Origin of the sequence: Chthonobacter rhizosphaerae (assembly GCF_013839525.1) — a bacterium.
GTDB lineage: Bacteria > Pseudomonadota > Alphaproteobacteria > Rhizobiales > Pleomorphomonadaceae > Chthonobacter > Chthonobacter rhizosphaerae.
Genome location: NZ_JACDIS010000015.1, coordinates 15,115 through 32,993 on the forward strand (window position 1 = coordinate 15,115; position 17,879 = coordinate 32,993).

The window sequence follows — 17,879 nt, forward strand, 5'->3', positions numbered from 1 at the left end:
GGCGGTCGAGCTCACTTGAAGACCGCGCGATAGGGCTCGACGTTGTCCTTGGTGACGATGGTGATCGGGACGGGGATGTTGGCGTCGACCGCCTCGCCCTTGCCGATCTTCACCAGCGCGTCGACCGCGGCGGCGCCCATGCCGGCCGGATCCTGCTGGACCACGCCCACCACATAGCCGGCGTCGATGCCCTGGATCGCCTGGGCGGTGAGATCCCAGCCGAACACCTTCACCTGGTCCTGCTTGCCCTGGCTTTCCACGGCAGCGACGGCGCCGAGGAGCGCCGGCTCGCCGGTGGCGTAGATGGCGGTGAGGTCGGGGTTGGCCGTCATCAGGCTCTCGGCGGCGGCAAGCGCGCTGTCCTGCACGTTGCGGCCGTCGACGACGCCGGCCATGGTGACGCCGGAGGCGCCCTTCACCACGTCCTCGAAGCCCTTCTGGCGGATGTTCTGGATGGTGGAGTTCAGCGCGCCGACGATGCCGAGCTTGGCGCTGCCGCCCATGCCCTCGCCCACGTACTTGACGAAGAATTCGCCCATCGCCCGTCCGGCGCCCTCGTTGTCGACGCCGACTTGCGCCTTCTGCGGGCCTTCGGGCAGCACGGCGTCCACCGCCACGACCGGAATGCCGGCCGCCGCCGCGGCGTTCACCGCCGGCATGATGCCGTTGGTGTCGATGGCGACGACCACGAGGCCGGCCACCTTCTGCTCGATATAGGTCTCGATCGCGTTGTTCTGCGCGGCCGGATCGTTGTTGGCGTTGAAGATGACGAGGTTGACGCCGGCGGCGTCGGCGGCCTTCTGGGCCCCCTCGTTCATCTGGGTGAAGAACAGCGCCTGCTGGTTGATCTGGACGAGGCCGATGGTGGGCTTGTCCTGGGCGAGCGCCGTGCCGGCGGAGAGCGCCAGCATGGAGGCCGCAAGGGTTCCGAGGACCTGACGCCTGTCGAAAGTGGTCATTGCTCTTTCTCCCCTCTTGATCGCGCGCGGGACCTTTCCCGTCGCGTGATGTCGTCAGGCCGCCCCCGGCAGCCGAAATCCCCGGCATGGCGCGACCGAGGCCCGCTCGACGAGGCGCACCGGCAGGCGCAGCGCGTCGTCGATCGGCTCCGCGCCTTCGATCATGGCGATCAGCCGCTCCGCGCTCAGCCGGCCCAGCGCGGCGATGGGCTGCTCCACGCTGGTCAGCGCCGGCCCGAGGAGCCCCACGATGGGCAGGCCGTCGAAGCCGACGAGCGACAGGTGATCCGGAATCGCAACGGACCGCGCGTTCGCCCGGGCGAGCACGCCGAGGGCGATCGCGTCCGACCCGGCGAAGACCGCCGTCGGCGGATCGGGCCGATCGAACAGCGCCGCCGCCGCGGCGGTGGCCGGCTCGACCTCGTAGTCGGTGAAGACGTGCCAGTCGGACAGGGGCGACACGCCCGCCTCGGCGAGCGCGAGGCGCCAGCCTTGCGCCCGCTCGATCGCGCTCATGACGCCGGACGGGCCGCCGATGTGGAAGATGCGCCGGTGGCCGTTGGCGAGCAGCAGGCGCGTCGCGGCCAGGCCGCCCGCCTCGTTCTCCACGAAGAAGCGCGGCGCGCGGCCGCCCGCGACGTCCTCGTCGACGATGACGACCCGGCCCGGGTGGCGGTTGATGCGCTCGGCGAGGCGGCCATCGTCCTCGTGGTTGGTGATCACGATCAACCCGTCCACGAAGCCCGTGGCGAGCCGGTCGAAGCAGGCGAGTTCGCGCTCGATGAGATTGCGCGACGACCAGATCATCAGGTCGAAGCCGCCCTCGACCGCCACGCGCTCGGCCTCTCCGGCGATGAGGGCGAAGAAGGGATTGGAAATGTCCGGCACGAGGATGCCGATGGTGTCCGCCCGCCCGCGGGAGAGGCGCCGGGCCTGGGCGTTCGGCCGGTAGTCGAGCTCGCGGATGGCGGCGCGGATGCGGTCCGTGGTGGCCGGCGGCAGCTGGATGGACCCGTTCAGCCAACGCGACACGGTGGTCGGCGAAACCTTCGCCGCCTTGGCCACCTCGGTGAGCGTCGCCTTGCGCACGGGTCGCTCCGTAAAGCGCTTTAGTGAACCGCTCTACTGAAGGCCCGCCCGGGCCATCTGTCAAGGGATGGACCGGTCTGGGACCGGATGGCCGGCGGGCGGCCAGCCCGACCCTGCTCTCGGCCGACCGATGCGACGCGCCCCCATGATTAGCCCGCCGCCCATCCGAAGCCGGCGCGATTACGAGGCTCCACCCCCCACCGACCGCCTCCCCGGACGAACCCGCGCGTGCCGCAGGAGCACGCCGTTACGAAGGTAGGCGCGCGAGGAAAGCTCAGTTGTAACAAGAGATTACGAGCTGTCTTGGGCTATTCTGGAGGCTGAAGTGGTGCCCGGGGGCGGAATCGAACCACCGACACTGCGATTTTCAGTCGCATGCTCTACCAACTGAGCTACCCGGGCGCCGGATCCGTGCGGGGTTTGGTGCGTCCCGCCAGCGACGAGGGGCCTTATAGAAACTCCGGGTCGGGCTGTCTAGTGGCTTGATCCATCAAAATGTCATGCGCCCGGAAAGGGACCGGGACCGGGCGGCGCGCCGGGGGCTGGCGGTGCGGGCGTTTGGGCTAAGTGTTCGAAAATGCTGGCGAACAGGTCGGGCGGCGGCGGAGCGGGTGGAGCCTGGGCGGCGTCCAGTGGCGGGTCCGGCCGATGGGTCGGGCGGCGGCGGAGCGGGTGGAGCCTGGGCGGCGGCGGAGCCGGCGGAGCCTGGGCGGCGGCCTGTGGCGGGTCCGGCCGATGCGGGCGGTGACGGGCCAGGCGGCAGCCTGGGGCGGCACGGCCGGCGGTTGGGCGACGGGTGGAGGGCGGCTGGAAGGGGGACAAGGTGGCCCGATTTCGCGTCGGGGTGTTGTCGGCGCCGTCGGGATGGGGTGAGGGGTCTGGGCGCCCGGACCGGGGCCGGCAGGCCTTTGATCGGCCTCTTCAATCGAGGTCGGGCCCTCGCCGCGAGCAATGGTGCGGCGGGCCGCCCCCACATGTGGGGGTGTCGTCGGCCCGATGCGGGCGCTCGTGGCCGCTCGAACGCCGCCGGCACGGCGGCCGGGCGGCCCTCGGCGCCGCCTCATCGCTCGTCGGGCATGTCGTCGGGGTTGTCGTCAGCAGCCGACGGGATGGCGTAGGAGCCGGACAGCCAGCGGTGGAGATCCACGTCGCGGCAGCGCTTGGAGCAGAAGGGACGGTGCGCCGGGTCGGTCGGCTTGCCGCAGGTGGGGCATTTCCCGCCGACGCGGACGGGGATCGGAGACTGGGTCATGCGGGTCCTCCGGGCACGGGGACGATAGGCGCGTTCCGACCTGACGGAAGCGTCAGGGCGACGAGAAATCCCCCCGATGGATGCCTTGGGGCATTCTCCGACCAAGTCGTGCACCTTGGTCGGAGAATGCTCCAGAGCTTGCGGGTCGCCGTCGGGCGGGCCAGCGGCTCGGCCGACACGGGCAGGCACCCTCGCCCGCGGCCGGACGCTCAGACCTCGACGCCGGCGGGCCAGGTGGCGTGGACCGGGTAGCCGGCGCCTTCCAGGAGCGACGTCGCCTCGAACAGCGGCAGGCCGACCACGGCGTGGTAGGAGCCGACGAGGCGGACCACGAAGGAGCCGGCACGGCCCTGGATGGCGTAGCCACCGGCCTTGCCCTGCCATTCGCCGCTGGCGAGATAAGCGTCCATCTCGGCGCGGGACAGGCGCTTGAAGCGAACGCGGGTGTCGACGAGGCGTTCGCGCACGCCGCGCGGGGTGACGAGGCAGACGGCGGTGAAGACCCGGTGGGTTCGGCCGGACAGGAGGGCGAGGCAATCCTCGGCCTCCGCGAAGGTCTCGGCCTTCGGCAGGATGCGCCGGCCGACGCTCACCACCGTGTCGGCGGCGAGCACCAGGACGGGACCGCCGCCCGGGGTGGGTTCCATGCGGTTGGCGGCGACCTCCGCCTTGGTGCGGGCGAGGCGGCGGGCGAGCGTGCGCGGCAGCTCCCGGCGGCCGGGGGTCTCGTCCACGTCGGCGGGCATCAGGCGGTCCGGCGTGATGCCCACCTGGGTGAGCAGGCTCACGCGCCGCGGGCTGCCGGAGGCCAGCACCAGGAGAGGACGATCGCTCATGGATACCTGCTGGGAAACCTACCGGGGGAACCGGCGGGCGCTCGGCCGCGCCGGGCGGCGAGGCCGGGCCGTCACTTGAAGCGGTAGGTGATGCGGCCCTTGGTGAGGTCGTAGGGCGTCATCTCGACGAGCACCTTGTCGCCGGCGAGAACGCGGATGCGGTTCTTGCGCATGCGGCCGGCGGTGTGGGCGATGATCTCGTGCTCGTTCTCCAGCTTCACGCGGAACGTGGCGTTCGGCAGCAGTTCGGTGACGATGCCCGGAAACTCCAGGACTTCTTCCTTGGTCATGCGGTGTTCGATCCGATCGGAATGAGGCTGCGCGGATAACTATCCGATCGGAGCGCGGAAGGGAACACCGGAGGACGGCGGACGACGATCGGTCCAGTCCGCCCGGTCCACCCCGGCGACGAGCGACCGGCGGAGAGAGAGCGAACGCATGTTGACAGCATGCTGCTGATTTGACAGCCTGCTGTCGTCATGACCCAGCGCCCGGACCCCATCGCGACCGCCTTCACCCACCCCGCCAGCGCCCTCGCGGTGGAGGTGTTTCGTCTCAACGGCGCGCTCGTGGCGGCCGGCGACCGGCTCGTCGCCCCTCTCGGCCTGACCAGCGCCCGCTGGCAGGTGCTCGGCGGCATCGCCCGGGACGGCACGGACAAGACCGTGCCCCAAGTGGCCCGGACCATGGGCCTCGCGCGGCAGTCGGTGCAGCGGATCGTCGACGACCTCGTCCGGGACGGGCTCGTGGCTTTGGCGGACAACCCGCACCACAAGCGCGCGAGGCTGGTGCGCCTGACGCCCGCCGGGACGCGCGCCTTCGCGGACGCCATGGCCGCCTGGAGGCCGGTCGCCGACCAGCTGGTGGCCGGATTCTCCGACGCGGAGACGGCGGCCGCCCTCGCCCTTCTCCGGCGCATGCGGGCCCGGCTCGATGGCGAGCCAGGCGAGATCCGGCTCGGCGACGAGCCAGGCGAGATCCGGCTTGATGGCGAGCCAGGCGACAGGGAGACCACGCCGTGACGAAACGACTGCATCCGGTGGCGGGCGCGCTCGCCTTGCTGACGATCCTGGCGTTCTGGACGGCCACGGTCGTGTCCGAACTGTCCGGCGACCCCGCGGCGGTCCTGGCGGTCAAGACCGCCATCCTCCAGGGGCTCGTGGTGCTCGTGCCGGCCATGGCGGCGGTCGGCATCACCGGCATGCGCCTCGGCGGGCGGGCGCGCCACCCGCTGGTCGCGGCGAAGCGCCGCCGGATGCCGGTGATCGCCGCCAACGGGCTCCTGGTGCTCGCACCGGCGGCCGTCTACCTGCAGGCGAAGGCGGCGGCGGGCGCGTTCGACAGCTCCTTCCTGCTGGTCCAGGCGGTGGAGTTCGTCGCCGGCGCGGTCAACATCGCCCTGCTCGGCCTGTCCTTCCGCGACGGCCTGCGCCTCAAGGGCCGGATCGGGCGTGCGCCGACGGCCGCCTGAGGAGCGTGGCGCGCCGGCTCCGCCGGCTCATCCGGCGCCGATCATGGGCTTCCAGTCGAGCCGCTCCTTGATGCGCTTCTCGAGCCCGTCCCGGACGGCGCGGTAGGCGTTGAGGATCTGCTCGCGGGAGCCGGCGGTGAGCGTCGGGTCCGCGGTCGGCCAGTATTCGGCGTCGAGGCTGTAGAAGCGGGTGAGCTCCAGCGCCTTGTGGTGGGCCTCCGGGGCGAGCGAGATCACGAGGTCGAAGCTGGTGTCCTCCAGGTCCTCGAAGGTGTGCGGCTTGTGGCGGCGGATGTCGAGGCCGATCTCGTCCATGACGGCGACCGCGAACGGGTCCGGCTCGCCGCGGCGCACGCCGGCGGACCGCACGTAGATCTGGTTGGGAAACAGGTGGCGCGCCAGGGCGGCCGCCATCGGCGAGCGCACGGCATTGAACGAACAGGCGAACAGAACGGCGGCGGGTCGGGTCCGCTCCTCCGTCACGCCGGTCAGCCCTTCCAGTGCAGCACGCTGATGAGCGTGAACAGGCGGCGCGCGGTATCCATGTCGATGACGATCTTGCCGGCGAGGCGCTCCATGAGAAGCCGCGATCCTTCGTTGTGGAGGCCCCGCCGCCCCATGTCGATGGCTTCGATCTGGCTCGGGCTCGCGGTGCGGATGGCCTGGTAGTAGCTGTCGCAGATCATGAAATAGTCCTTCACGACCCGCCGGAAGGGTGTCAGCGACAATATGTGGGTGATGACCGGCCCGCCGTCAGGGGTCGTGACCTCGAACACCAGCTTCCGGTCCACGATGGCGAGACGGAGCGCGTAGGTCTCCGGCCCGTGGCCGTCGGGCTCGAACACGTTCTCCTCCAGGAGATCGTAGATGGCGACCTTGCGCTCGTGCTCCACGTCCGACGAGGACCGGCCGATGCTGTCCTCGTCGAGCACCACGGACACGAGCTTGCCTCGCGGCGTCTTCTGTCTCACCCGATCCTCACCCCGTCAGCTGCCCCCGCGTTGGAGGGCGGTTTCTCGTGAAGGCGGAGATCTAGCACGAGGGCGGTGAAGGCGCGATGGCGTCGATGGGGGTGGGGGGTGGGGCTTAGGGAGGCGGGAGGGTGGCCGGCGGGGGTGGCCGGCCGCCAACCGCCGCCGTCATCCCGGCGAAAGCCGGGATCCAGCCGACGGTGGGGAACGGCGGAGCGGCGAGGGTGATGGCGCCGTCGGTTGGGCCCCGGCGTGCGCCGGGGTGACGGGTGGGGCTGAGGAAGGCGGGCGGGCGGCTGGCGGGGGTGGGTGCGGGGGTGGCCAGCGGTGGCGGCGGGGGTGGGGTGTGCGACGGCCGGCGGGGGTGGGTGCGGGACCGCCGGCGCAGGTGGAGTACGGGACCGCCGCCCGCCGCCCGCCCGCCAACCTGCGCCGTCATCCCGGCGAAGGCCGGGATCCAGCCGACGGTGGGGAACGGCGGAGCGGCGCGGGTGATGGCGCCGTCGGTTGGGCCCCGGCGTACGCCGGGGTGACGGGTGGGGCTGAGGGAGGCGGGTGGGCGGCTGGCGGGGGTGGGGTGTGCGACGGCCGGCGGGGGTGGGTGCGGGACCGCCGCCCGCCGTCCGCCCGCCAACTTGTGCCGTCATCCCGGCGAAGGCCGGGATCCAGCCGACGGTGGGGAACGGGCGGAGCGGCGCGGGTGATGGCGCCGTCGGTTGGGCCCCGGCGTACGCCGGGGTGACGGGTGGGGCTGAGGGAGGCGGGTGGGCGGCTGATGGGGGTGGGTGTGCGACGGCCGGTGGGGGTGGGTGCGGGACCGCCGCCCGCCGTCCGCCCGCCAACCGCCGCCGTCATCCCGGCGAAGGCCGGGATCCAGCCGACGGTGGGGAACGGCGGAGCGGCGCGGGTGATGGCGCCGTCGGTTGGGCCCCGGCGTACGCCGAGGTGACGGGTGGGGCTGAGGACGGCGGGTGGGCGGTTGGCGGGGGTGGGGGCTGTTCCGTCCGTCACAGGTTGAGGCGGATGGCCACGCTGCGGGCGTGGGCGGAGAGGCCTTCGGCTTCGGCGAGGGCGATGGCGGCGGGGCCGAGGGCGCGGAGCTGGTCGGGGCCGCACTTCAGGATCGACGTGCGCTTCATGAAGTCGAGGACGCCAAGGCCCGAGGAGAAGCGGGCGGAGCGGGCGGTGGGGAGCACGTGGTTGGAGCCGCCCACGTAGTCGCCGATCACCTCGGGCGTGTGGCGGCCGACGAAGACGGCGCCGGCGTTGCGGACGCGGGCGAGCAGGGGCTCCGGATCGGCGACGGCGAGCTCCAGGTGCTCGGCCGCGACCCGATCGACGAGCGGCATCGCGCCGGCGAGGTCGCGCACCAGGATGACGGCGCCGTAGTCCTGCCAGGAGGCGCGCGCCGTGTCGGCCCGGGGCAAGAGGGCGAGCTGGCGCTCCACGGCCGCCTCCACGGCCTCGGCGAGGCTCGCGTCGTCGGTGATCAGGATGCTCTGGGCGGCGGTGTCGTGCTCGGCCTGGGCGAGGAGATCGGCCGCGAGCCAGTCCGGGTCGTTGTCCCGGTCGGCCACGATGAGGACTTCGGACGGGCCGGCGATCATGTCGATGCCGACGGTGCCGAACACCCGGCGCTTGGCGGCGGCCACGTAGGCGTTGCCCGGGCCGACGATCTTGGCGACCGGCCGGATCGTCCCGGTGCCGTAGGCGAGCGCGGCCACGGCCTGGGCGCCGCCGATGCGGTAGATCTCGTCGACGCCGGCGAGCCGGGCGGCGACCAGGACCAGCGGATTGAGGACGCCGTCCGGAGACGGCACCACCATGACCAGGCGCTCGACGCCCGCCACCTTGGCGGGCACCGCGTTCATGAGGACGGACGACGGATAGCTGGCGGTGCCGCCCGGCACGTAGAGGCCGACCGCCTCGATCGCCGTCCACTTGGAGCCGAGCTCCACGCCGATCGGGTCGGTGTAGCGGCTGTCCTCGGGCTTCTGGCGGGCGTGGTGCGCCTCGATCCGGTCGCGGGCGAGGGTGAGCGCGTCCAGGGTGGCCGGATCGACGCCCGCCACGGCGGCGTCGATCTCGGCGGCGGAGACGCGGAGGCCTCGGGAAGCCGGGTCGAAGCGGTCGAGGACGGCGGTCCAGTGATGGAGGGCGGCGTCGCCCCGGGCCTTGACGTCGTCCAGGATGGCGCGGACGCGCTGGTCCACGTCCTCGGACACCTCGCGCTTGGTCGTCAGGAAAGCGGCGAAACGGGTTTCGAAATCGGCTTCGCGGTCGTCGAGACGGATCGCCACCGGCGGTCACTCCAGGAAGGGTCGGATGTCCGGGTCGGACGGTTGGGCTTCTTCTAGCGGCCGGGCGGGCGCTTGTCGAACGGCGCGGCCGGGCCGTTCCGCCGCGCCCCCGCCTGCCGCCCGGACGACCGGGATCGGGCGACCGGTCGGCTTCCGCCAGTGGGCCGGGGTCAGTCGAAGATGACGCCCTTCTTCAGGATGAAGCAGCCGTAGGGCCGGGTCTCGCCGGTCTGGACCACCGCATAGGCCTGGCGGGCGGCTTCGTAGAAGGCGAATCGCTCGATGGAGCCGAGCGCGACCGGCCGGCCCTCCGCCCGGGCCGCGATGGCGGCGGCCTCCTGGTGGACCTCCAGGACCGTGTCCGGCTCGCCGACCACCTGCATGTGGTGGATGGGCTTCTCGACGAAGCTGTCGAGCGGGAAGAGGGAGAGGATGGCCTCCAGGACCGGGCCGTTCTGGGCCATGGGGAGTTCCACCAGCTGGCCCGTGACGGTGTGGGCGGCGACGGACGCGGCCGGGAAGTTGCGGTCCGCGACCACGAGGTCGTCGCCGTGACCCATGGTGGCGATCAGGCGCAGGAGGTCGGGGGTGAGCAGGGGGGACAGGCCCTTCAGCATGGTGGGTCTCCGGTCGGCAGGCGGTTCGTCTCGGGCATGCGGACGCCCGGGGCGTCCGGCCTAGCCTTAAACGGTCCGTGGACGGGGTCCAGTCTTCGTCGTCGCGACAGGTACCGTTAGCGATATGTTTCGGATAGGATCCGCCGCGGGGGCTGCTCCTCGACGAGTGACGAGGTACGGGAGCGCAGATGCGGCAAGGCTGGAATCGTGGGCCGGCGCGGGGGCGCCGACGGAGATTCGTGGGCGGGGCCGCCTCGGTTCTCACAGGAATGATGATCGGCACGGCGGCGGTGACCGGGACCGCGGCGCCGGCGGCGGCCTTCGAGATCTTCGGCTGGCGCTTCTTCGAGGACGAGCCGGAGCCGCCCAACCCGGACGCCCAGCCCTACACGGTGGACGTGACCGTGGCGACGGAGGACGAGGACCTCCAGGAAACTCTCAGCACGTCGTCGCTGCTCTACGCCCAGCGCGAGGAGGACCCGCCGCCCTCCACGGCCTCGTTCCTGTCGCGGGTGAACGCGGAATACGGCCGCATCGTCGCCGGGCTCTACAGCGAGGGCTTCTACGGCGGCACGGTGGAGATCCGGGTGGACGGGCGCGATCCGGCGACCATCGAGCCGGACGCCGCGCTGCCGAAGCCGGTGCCGGTGACCATCGCGATCGATCCGGGCCCGCGATTCGCCTTCGGCCAGGTGGCGATCAGCGGCCGGGCGCCGGCGACGAGCGACCCGAAGGACCAGCCGGAGGAGACGCCGGAGAGCCTCGGCCTGGTGCCGGGATCGGTGGCGCGGTCCGGCATCGTGCTGTCGTCGGAACGGGCGCTGGTCGACGCCTGGCGCGAGCAGGGCCACCCGAAGGCGGAGATCGCCAACCGGGAGGCGATCGCCGACCATCCGTCCGACACGCTGGACGTGGCCATCGACGTGGCGAGCGGGCCGCGGGCGGTGTACGGACCGGTGGGCGTGACCGGGACGGAGCGGATGGACCCGGCGTTCGTCGCCTACATGACGAACCTGAAGCCGGGCGCGGAGTACGACCCGGACGACATCGAGAAGGCGCAGAGGCAGCTGCGGCGCCTGGGGGTGTTCGCCTCCGCCCGAATCGTGGAGGGCGAGACGGTGGGGCCGGACGGCGCCCTGCCGATCACCGCCAACGTGGCGGAGCGGCCGCTGCGCGTGATCGGCGGCGGCGCAAGCTATTCCACCGTCGACGGCGCGGGCGTGGAGGGCTACTGGGAACACCGCAACCTGTTCGGCCGGGCGGAGAAGTTCCGGCTCGAGGGCCGGGTCGGCGGCATCGCGTCGGCGGATCCGGAGGACTTCTCCTATTCGGCGGCGGCGACCTTCCTGAAGCCCGGCGTGCTGACGCCGCTGACGGACCTGACGGCGGAACTCTCCGCCAGGCGCGAGCCGCTGGACGCCTATACGGAGAACACCGTGCGGGCGCGGGTCGGCCTCGCCCACGAGTTCTACGAGGGGCTGACCGGCACGATCGCGGCCAACATCGAAGCCGCGGAGATCGAGGATCCGTTCGAGACGCGCCAGTTCCTGCTGGCGAGCCTGCCGGGGACGCTGACCTACGACGGGCGCGACGACGAGTTCAACCCGACCACCAGCTTCCGGACGACCCTGGGGCTGGAGCCCTTCTACGAGTTCAACTACGGCAACCCGGGCCTGATCGCGGACCTGGAGGCCTCCACCTACCTGTCGGTGACGGGCGACGACCGGCTGGTGATCGCGGCGCGCGCGGCGATCGGCAGCATCATCGGCCCGCCGCGGGAGGAGGTGCCGGCGAGCCGGCTGTTCTTCGCCGGCGGCGGCGGGTCGGTGCGCGGCTTCGAGTACCGCTCGATCGGCCCGGAGGAGAACGGCGAGGTGGTGGGCGGACGCTCCTACGTGGAGGCGTCGCTGGAGGTGCGCGCCAAGGTGACCGAGTCGCTCGGCATCGTGCCGTTCGTGGACGTGGGCAGCGCCTTCGCGTCCAGCCTGCCGGACTTTTCCGAGGACCTGAAGATCGGCGCCGGTCTCGGCATCCGCTACGACACGGGCATCGGCCCGATCCGGGTGGACGCCGCCGTGCCGATCAACCCGGGCGAGGACGACCCGTCGTTCGCCATCTACATCGGCCTCGGCCAGGCCTTCTGAGCGGGAGAACGCCATGACCCTCGTCGCCCGCATCGCCGCCCTCGCCTTCCTCCTCGCGGTCTCGGCCGTCGGGGCCGTGCTCGTCGGACCGGCGGACGGCCTCCTCATCGGGGTGGTCGGCGCCCAGGAGGACGACACGGAGGAGAAGAGCCGGTTCGTGCGCTTCGTGGAGGACCAGATCTCCACGCCCGACCGGCGCATCTCCATCGGGCCGATCGACGGCGTCCTGTCGTCGGACGCGCGGATCGCCTACATCGCGGTGTCCGACCGGGAGGGCGAGTGGCTCCGGATCGAGAACGTGCACCTGGTCTGGAGCCGGCTGGCGCTCCTCAGAGGTCGGCTCGACATCGACCTCCTGGAGGCGGAGCGGATCACCCTCGCCCGCTCGCCCGTTCCCGCCGAAACGCCCGACCCGGCCGCCGGCGCGGGCTTCCAGCTGCCAGACCTGCCGGTGGAGATCGTGATCGACCGGCTGACGGTGCCGGCGGTGTCGCTCGCGGAAAGCTTCCTCGGCCAGCCGGCGGTGCTGTCTGTGGACGGCGCGATCAGCCTGGAGGGCGGCGCGCTCGACACCAACCTCGCCATCGTGCGGACGGACGGCCCGGGCGGCCGCTTCGCCCTGCGGGCGGCCTACGCCAACGAGACCAACGTCCTCGACCTCGACTTCTCGCTCGACGAGCCGGCGAACGGCGTGGTCGCCACCCTCCTCAACATCCCGAACCGCCCTGCCCTCGCCTTCCGGATCGCCGGCAGCGGCCCGCTGGACGGCTTCGCGGCGGACATCACCCTGGCGGCGAACGGCGAGCAGCTCCTCAGCGGCCGGACGACGCTCACGGGAGTCGAAGGCGGCCGGCGGTTCGTGACGGACGTGACCGGCAACCTGGCGCCGCTGATTCCGGCGGAATACGCGGACTATGTGCGCGGGTCCTCGACGCTGGCGATCGACGCGGTCCGGGCGGACACCGGCGCGCTGACGCTCGACCGGCTGGATCTGACGTCCGGCGTCCTCAGCTTCCGGGCGAACGGCGCGCTCGCGCCGGACGGCTTCCCGACCCGGCTCGCCATCGACGGACGGGTCGGCGCGGAAGGCCAGGAGGCGGTCGTGATCCCCGGCGCGGCCGGGCAGATCGCCAACGGCCGCTTCCAGGTCTCGTTCGGCGGCGAGGCGGAGGAATGGACGGCCGCCTTCGACGTGACCGGCTTCCGCAGCGGCGGCTTCACCGCCGGGCGCGCCCTGATCGAGGCGCGCGGCGTCGCCCGCAACCTGCAGGACGCCGCGACCCGGTCGCTGACCTTCGACGTCGGCGGCGGCCTCACGGGCATCACGTCCGACGACCCGGCCATCGCCCGCGCGGTGGGCGAAGCGGTGGACCTGGCGGCGCGCGGCACCTGGACCGCCGGCCAGCCGGTGGAGGTGGAGACCGCCCGGGTGGCGAACGCCAACGCCGAGGCCTCCTTCGTCGGCCGGGTGGAGCCGGACGGCTTCAACGGGCGATACACGCTCCGGGCCGCCGATCTCGCGGCCTTCTCCGGCGTGGCCGGGCAGGACCTCGCCGGTTCGGCCGACCTTGCGGCGACCGGCACCGTGGCGCTGATCGGCGGCGGCTTCGACCTGACGCTCGACGGCACGGGGACGGAACTGAGGGTCGGCATCCCGGCGGCCGACAGCCTTCTGGAAGGCGAGACCGTGGTCGGCGGCCGCGCGGTGCGCGACACGGCGGGCCTGCGGTTCGACAACCTTCGGGTCGCCAACCGGCAGGCGGAGATCCACCTGGACGGCGCCTACGACTTCGCGGCGGCGGACCTGCGCCTGACCGCCCGGCTCGCCAACATCGCCCGGGTGGCGCCGCGGGCGTCCGGGCCGGTGGCCTTCGAGGCGCGCCTGACCGGATCCGGCCAGCGGCCGAACGTGGTGGCGGTCGTGATGGCCGACGCCCTGGACCTCGCCGGCAAGCCGCTGACGAACGCGGAGGCGCGGTTCGAGGGCGTTCTCGACGGCGCGCTGGTGAACGGCGACCTCACCGTGACGGGCCGCCTGGCGGACGTGCCGCTGGACCTGAGGGCCCGGATCGCGAGCCTTGAGGACGGCGTGCGGCGGCTGGAGGACCTCGCGGCCTCTGTCGGCACCACCCGGGCGACGGGCGACGTGGCGCTGACGCCGGACGGCCTTGCGACCGGCTCGATCACCTTCACGTCGCCGGACATCTCGGTGGTGGCCCCGCTCGCCCTCGTGGACGGATCCGGCGCGGTGGACGCGGCCGTGACGCTGTCGGCGGAGGGAGGACGGCAGTCCGCCGTGGTGCGGGCGACCGCGCGCGACCTGACGGTCGAGACGGTGACCATCGGCACCGCCGCCGTCGACGCCACGCTCGACGACCTTTTCGGCCGGCCGGTGATCGACGGTCGCGCCGAGGCGGCGCGGGTGGCGGTCGGCGGCGTGACCATCGACACGCTCACGGCCACGGCCGCCCGGTCGGCGACCGGAGACGCCTTCGAGGTGACCGCCGACGCCCGGCTGAACGGCGGGCGGGTGCAGGCGAACGGCACCGTGGGCGAGACGCTGAACCTGACCGCCGACATCGCCAGCCTGCCGCTGGCGCTCGCCAACGCCTTCGCGCCCGATCTCGGCGCGTCCGGCACGCTCAGCGGCCGGGCGGAGGTGACGGGCACGGTCGCGGCCCCGGAGGTCTCGTTCCGGGCCGAGGGCCGAGGGCTGACGGCCAACGCGCTCCAGGCCGCCGGGGTCGACCCGCTGACGCTGAACGCCGACGGCCGGTTCGCGGAGAACACGGTGACGTTCGACGCCACCGTCGGGGGCGGCGGCGGGATCGACCTCACCGTCTCCGGCACGGTGCCGCTCGCGGGGGACGGCCTTTCGGTTTCCGCGACCGGCACGGCGCCGCTCGCGATCGCCAACCAGGCGCTCGCCACACGGGGCACGCGGGTGACCGGCACGGCGCGGCTGGACGTGCGCGTCACCGGGTCGATCGACGCGCCGGCGGTGGCCGGCACCGTGACGGTGGACGGGGCGACGCTCGTCGACCCCGAGACCCAGAACCGGCTGACCGGCATCGCCGCCACCGTGCGGTTCGACGGCGACGAGGCGACCATCGAGCGGCTGACCGCCGCGACGCCCCGGGGCGGCCGGATCACCGGCAGCGGCACCGTGGGGCTGACGGGCGACCAGCCGGTCGATCTCACCCTGACGGCGGCGAGCGCGCGCTACACCTATGGGGAGCTCGTGCGCGGCGAGGCGAGCGGCACCGTGACGCTGACCGGCGCGATCGCCGGCACGCTGACCCTCGGCGGGCGGATCGTGCTGGACCGGACGGAGGTGACCGTGCCGGAACGCCTGCCGTCGTCGGCGACGCTGCTCGACGTGAAGCACCGGCTGCCGCCGCCGAACGTGCGGCGCACGCTGGAGCGGGCGCGGCTGACCACCGAGACCCGCCGGGCGGCGGAGCGGGCCGGCGTGGGCGGCGGCGGCCTGGTGCTGGACCTGACCGTGGAAGCGCCGGCGCGCCTGTTCGTGCGCGGCCGGGGCCTCGACGCGGAGCTCTTCGGCAGCGTGCGGCTGACCGGGCCGGTGAACGCCATCGAGCCGGTGGGCAGCTTCGAGATGCGGCGCGGGCGCCTGGACATCATCGGCCAGCGCATCACCTTCGACCGGGGCAGCATCACCCTCGTGGGCGACCTCGATCCGCTGATCGACTTCTCGGCGACGACCCGGACGAACCAGATCAGCGTCACCGCCTCGGTGACCGGGCAGGTGTCCAACCCGCAGATCGTGCTCTCGTCCACCCCGGAGCTGCCGCAGGACGAGATCCTGGCGCAGTTCCTGTTCGGCCGGTCGCTGGACGAGCTCTCGCCCTTCCAGATCGCCCGGCTGGCGACGGCGGTGGCGCAGTTCTCCGGCGGCGGCGGCGGGCCGGATCTGCTCGGCCGCCTGAGAGCCTCCACCGGGCTCGACGATCTCGACGTGGTGACGGACGAGTCCGGCAACGCGGCGGTCCAGGCCGGGCGATACATCGGCGAGAACATCTACGTGGGCGTGACGGCGGGCGCGGGCGGGCAGACGCGACTGTCGGTGAACCTCGACATCACCGACGAGGTGAAGGCGCGGGCCGAGGTGGGCGCGGACGCCGGATCGCGCGTGGGCGTCTACTATGAAAAGGAATATTAAGCGCACATATGCCCGCTGCTTAAGTGTTGGATCCGCCCGGATGGACGCTCGTGGTCAATTCGCAGTAAATTGCGAATGCGTCATGTGAGTGTGCGGGCGCGTGTACCGGCGCGCCACCTTCAGCGCGCGCCGGATGGGGGTTGCGATGGCACGGTATGGGAGTGGCCCGATCCTGGGGCCGATGCTGGCGGGGCTTGCCGTGACGGTGGGCGGGCTCGCGGCGGTGGCCGTGGCGCTGGACGTGCCCGTGACGGCGGAACCCGCCTCCGGCGACGGCATGAAGCGGCCTCAGCCGACCCTGCAGGCGATGGTGGATCCGGGCGCGGTGTCGCGCCCCCTGGCGACCGACGCGGCCGACGGCGGCACCGGCGCGATCGAGGCCAAGCCGGTGAAGCTGCGGCCCGCCGGCCCGGTGGCGAGCGACCGGCCCGTGCGCCAGATCATGCCCTATGCCAGCAACCGCGACCTGGTGCTGGCCGAGACCGTGACGCCCGACCCGGCCCCGCCCGTGGCTGCCGCGCCAGCGCCGCCGCCGGGCGACGCACCGGCCGTCGCGGATGCGCGGGAGGCCGACGGCCGCGGGGCCGAGGCGCCGGCGGCCGAGGTGGCCGCGCTTCCGGCAGCCGCGCCCGAGGTGGCCGCCGTCGACGCCGGGCCGGTTCCGCGGCCCCGGCCGGTGACGGAGCAGCCGGCCGTCGCCGGGACGCAGCCGGACGCGACGCCCGGGACGGCCATCGCCGGGGCGGAGCCGGACGCGACGCCCGGGACGGCCATCGCGGAGCCGGTGGAGACCGCCGCCGCCGATCCGGCCGGTGAGCGCTCCATCGAGGAAATGATCGACCAGGCCCACGACGTGGTGGCGGCCGCCCCGAAGCCGGCGGTGGAGCCGGACGAGGTGGCGATCGCCGGAGCCGCCATGGCGGCCCTGCCGACCGGCCTTTCCAGCCCGGACGCCACCGACGGCGCGCTCCTGGCTTATGAGGCCCGGCCGGGCACCTTCCGGCAGGCCGCCGCCCCACCGGCGGCTGCCGAGCCGGCCGCGCCCGCCGAGCCGGCCGTCGCGCCCGCGGTCCCCGAGCCGCCGATGACCGTGGCGGCGATCGATCCGGCGTCCGTGCCGGACGCAGCACCGGTCGAGCCGCCGCCGGCCGCGGCCGAAGCGCGGGTGACGGATGAACCGCCGGCCGCTGCCGAAGCGCCCGTAGGCGCGGACGCGCCGGCCGCGACCGAGGCGCCGGTGACCGCCGGAGCGCCCGAGGCCGGCGTGACGCCGGCCACCCCTCCCCCCGCCCCGACGGCGGACGCCGCGCCGGCCGAAACGCCGAAGCCGGCCGAGCCGGTGGAGGTGGCGGCGACGGCGCCCGCGCTGGCGGCGCCCGCGCTGGCGACGCCAGCCGCCAAGGCCGCCCCCTCGGCGCCGGTGGAGGATGGCCAGACGTATCAGCGGATGGTGGTGCGCGACGCCCGGACCCTGTTCGCGACCGGCGCGGGCGGCGCGTTCACCTATTCGCTCCAGTACGTGAAGGCGCCGGAGTTCAACCAGGTCTGCCGGTCCGGCGACACGGTCTGGCGCTGCGGAGCCTTCGCGCGCTCCGCCCTGTCGTCGCGGATCGGGGCCAATCCGGTGACCTGCGGCAAGGCGGGCGGCAGTTCGCTGACACCGGGCAAGATTCCGGCCGTCTGCGTGTCGGGCGGCGAGGACATGGGCCTGTGGATGGTCGCGCAAGGGTTGGCGCTGCCGGCTGACGGCGCGCCGGAGCCCTACCGGGCTGCCGCCAAGGCGGCGGCCGACGCCGGGCGCGGCGTGTGGGCGAGCGCGGCCCCATCCGGCGCCGCGACCGTCAAGGGCATCTCGGCGGCGGCCGAATTCGAGGTGACGCGGAACTGAGGACGGCCGTCAGGGATCCCGACGGCGAAGGGCCGCCCCAGCCGGGGCGGCCCTTCGTCGTGTCGGATGTCCGGAGACCGTCGCCGCCGCGCGGGGCAGCGCCAGACATCGGGAGGCCGATGAAAAAAGGGCCCGGCGCGTGCCGGGCCCCCTGTCGCGATGGCGTCAG

Annotated in this window: 14 protein-coding genes and 1 tRNA gene; 5 read left to right on the forward strand and 10 right to left on the reverse strand. The window is 73.2% G+C overall.

What is annotated here, in order from left to right; translation table 11 throughout:
- Positions 1-11: 11 nt before the first annotated feature.
- The 6 genes from HND91_RS19800 to infA all read right to left on the reverse strand — a co-directional run bounded on the left by HND91_RS19800 (position 12) and on the right by infA (position 4,426).
- Entirely contained in the window at positions 12-959 is a 948-nt protein-coding gene (locus HND91_RS19800) for an ABC transporter substrate-binding protein (RefSeq protein ID WP_181708341.1), read from the reverse strand.
- Between the two features lie 54 nt (positions 960-1,013).
- Positions 1,014-2,048 carry a substrate-binding domain-containing protein gene (locus tag HND91_RS19805; protein WP_181708342.1) on the reverse strand — a complete coding sequence of 345 codons (1,035 nt, stop codon included), beginning with the start codon at positions 2,046-2,048 and terminating at the stop codon, positions 1,014-1,016.
- 326 nt (positions 2,049-2,374) lie between these two features.
- A tRNA-Phe gene (locus HND91_RS19810) sits at positions 2,375-2,450 on the reverse strand.
- Between the two features lie 658 nt (positions 2,451-3,108).
- Entirely contained in the window at positions 3,109-3,300 is a 192-nt protein-coding gene (yacG, locus tag HND91_RS19815) for a DNA gyrase inhibitor YacG (protein WP_181708343.1), read from the reverse strand.
- Positions 3,301-3,509: 209 nt separating this feature from the next.
- Complete coding sequence (locus HND91_RS19820) at positions 3,510-4,136, reverse strand: Maf family nucleotide pyrophosphatase (RefSeq protein ID WP_181708344.1); 627 nt, start codon at positions 4,134-4,136, stop codon at positions 3,510-3,512.
- 71 nt (positions 4,137-4,207) lie between these two features.
- Positions 4,208-4,426 (reverse strand): translation initiation factor IF-1, encoded by a 219-nt coding sequence (gene infA / locus HND91_RS19825; protein WP_004432473.1) that lies wholly within the window; start codon positions 4,424-4,426, stop codon positions 4,208-4,210.
- 189 nt (positions 4,427-4,615) lie between these two features.
- On the opposite strand from infA, the gene HND91_RS19830 reads away from it, so the two are divergent.
- Together HND91_RS19830 and HND91_RS19835 are read left to right on the forward strand one after the other, a co-directional pair.
- Complete coding sequence (locus HND91_RS19830) at positions 4,616-5,158, forward strand: MarR family winged helix-turn-helix transcriptional regulator (RefSeq protein ID WP_181708345.1); 543 nt, start codon at positions 4,616-4,618, stop codon at positions 5,156-5,158.
- Positions 5,155-5,607 carry a hypothetical protein gene (locus HND91_RS19835; RefSeq protein ID WP_181708346.1) on the forward strand — a complete coding sequence of 151 codons (453 nt, stop codon included), beginning with the start codon at positions 5,155-5,157 and terminating at the stop codon, positions 5,605-5,607. The genes HND91_RS19830 and HND91_RS19835 overlap by 4 nt, the downstream gene beginning before the upstream one ends.
- A gap of 27 nt (positions 5,608-5,634) precedes the next feature.
- Here the strand turns inward: HND91_RS19835 and HND91_RS19840 are convergent, their stop codons facing one another.
- The 4 genes from HND91_RS19840 to HND91_RS19855 all read right to left on the reverse strand — a co-directional run bounded on the left by HND91_RS19840 (position 5,635) and on the right by HND91_RS19855 (position 9,495).
- Positions 5,635-6,090: an arsenate reductase/protein-tyrosine-phosphatase family protein gene (locus tag HND91_RS19840; protein WP_181708347.1), complete on the reverse strand. Its 456-nt coding sequence runs from the start codon at positions 6,088-6,090 to the stop codon at positions 5,635-5,637.
- Positions 6,091-6,095: 5 nt separating this feature from the next.
- On the reverse strand, positions 6,096-6,578 hold the full coding sequence (locus HND91_RS19845) for a UPF0262 family protein (protein WP_181708348.1): 483 nt from the start codon (positions 6,576-6,578) through the stop codon (positions 6,096-6,098).
- 1,007 nt (positions 6,579-7,585) lie between these two features.
- Entirely contained in the window at positions 7,586-8,878 is a 1,293-nt protein-coding gene (gene hisD, locus HND91_RS19850; protein ID WP_181708349.1) for a histidinol dehydrogenase, read from the reverse strand.
- Between the two features lie 170 nt (positions 8,879-9,048).
- Positions 9,049-9,495, reverse strand: a complete 447-nt coding sequence (locus HND91_RS19855) for an RbsD/FucU family protein (RefSeq protein ID WP_181708350.1) — start codon at positions 9,493-9,495, stop codon at positions 9,049-9,051.
- A 269-nt stretch (positions 9,496-9,764) separates the two neighbouring features.
- On the opposite strand from HND91_RS19855, the gene HND91_RS19860 reads away from it, so the two are divergent.
- The 3 genes from HND91_RS19860 (at position 9,765) to HND91_RS19870 (ending at position 17,710) form a co-directional block, all read left to right on the forward strand.
- Positions 9,765-11,639: an autotransporter assembly complex protein TamA gene (locus HND91_RS19860; RefSeq protein WP_181708351.1), complete on the forward strand. Its 1,875-nt coding sequence runs from the start codon at positions 9,765-9,767 to the stop codon at positions 11,637-11,639.
- A 13-nt stretch (positions 11,640-11,652) separates the two neighbouring features.
- On the forward strand, positions 11,653-15,822 hold the full coding sequence (locus tag HND91_RS19865; protein WP_181708352.1) for a translocation/assembly module TamB domain-containing protein: 4,170 nt from the start codon (positions 11,653-11,655) through the stop codon (positions 15,820-15,822).
- A 145-nt stretch (positions 15,823-15,967) separates the two neighbouring features.
- Positions 15,968-17,710: a thermonuclease family protein gene (locus HND91_RS19870; RefSeq protein WP_181708353.1), complete on the forward strand. Its 1,743-nt coding sequence runs from the start codon at positions 15,968-15,970 to the stop codon at positions 17,708-17,710.
- Positions 17,711-17,879 lie beyond the last annotated feature (169 nt).

Excerpts from the sequence above, each read along its gene's own strand:
- HND91_RS19800 (WP_181708341.1), bottom strand. The coding sequence starts at position 959 with ATGACCACTTTCGACAGGCGTCAGGTCCTCGGAACCCTTGCGGCCTCC.
- yacG (WP_181708343.1), bottom strand. The coding sequence starts at position 3,300 with ATGACCCAGTCTCCGATCCCCGTCCGCGTCGGCGGGAAATGCCCCACC.
- HND91_RS19820 (WP_181708344.1), bottom strand. The coding sequence starts at position 4,136 with ATGAGCGATCGTCCTCTCCTGGTGCTGGCCTCCGGCAGCCCGCGGCGC.
- infA (WP_004432473.1), bottom strand. The coding sequence starts at position 4,426 with ATGACCAAGGAAGAAGTCCTGGAGTTTCCGGGCATCGTCACCGAACTG.
- HND91_RS19830 (WP_181708345.1), top strand. The coding sequence starts at position 4,616 with ATGACCCAGCGCCCGGACCCCATCGCGACCGCCTTCACCCACCCCGCC.
- HND91_RS19855 (WP_181708350.1), bottom strand. The coding sequence starts at position 9,495 with ATGCTGAAGGGCCTGTCCCCCCTGCTCACCCCCGACCTCCTGCGCCTG.
- HND91_RS19860 (WP_181708351.1), top strand. The coding sequence starts at position 9,765 with ATGATGATCGGCACGGCGGCGGTGACCGGGACCGCGGCGCCGGCGGCG.
- HND91_RS19865 (WP_181708352.1), top strand. The coding sequence starts at position 11,653 with ATGACCCTCGTCGCCCGCATCGCCGCCCTCGCCTTCCTCCTCGCGGTC.
- HND91_RS19870 (WP_181708353.1), top strand. The coding sequence starts at position 15,968 with ATGGCACGGTATGGGAGTGGCCCGATCCTGGGGCCGATGCTGGCGGGG.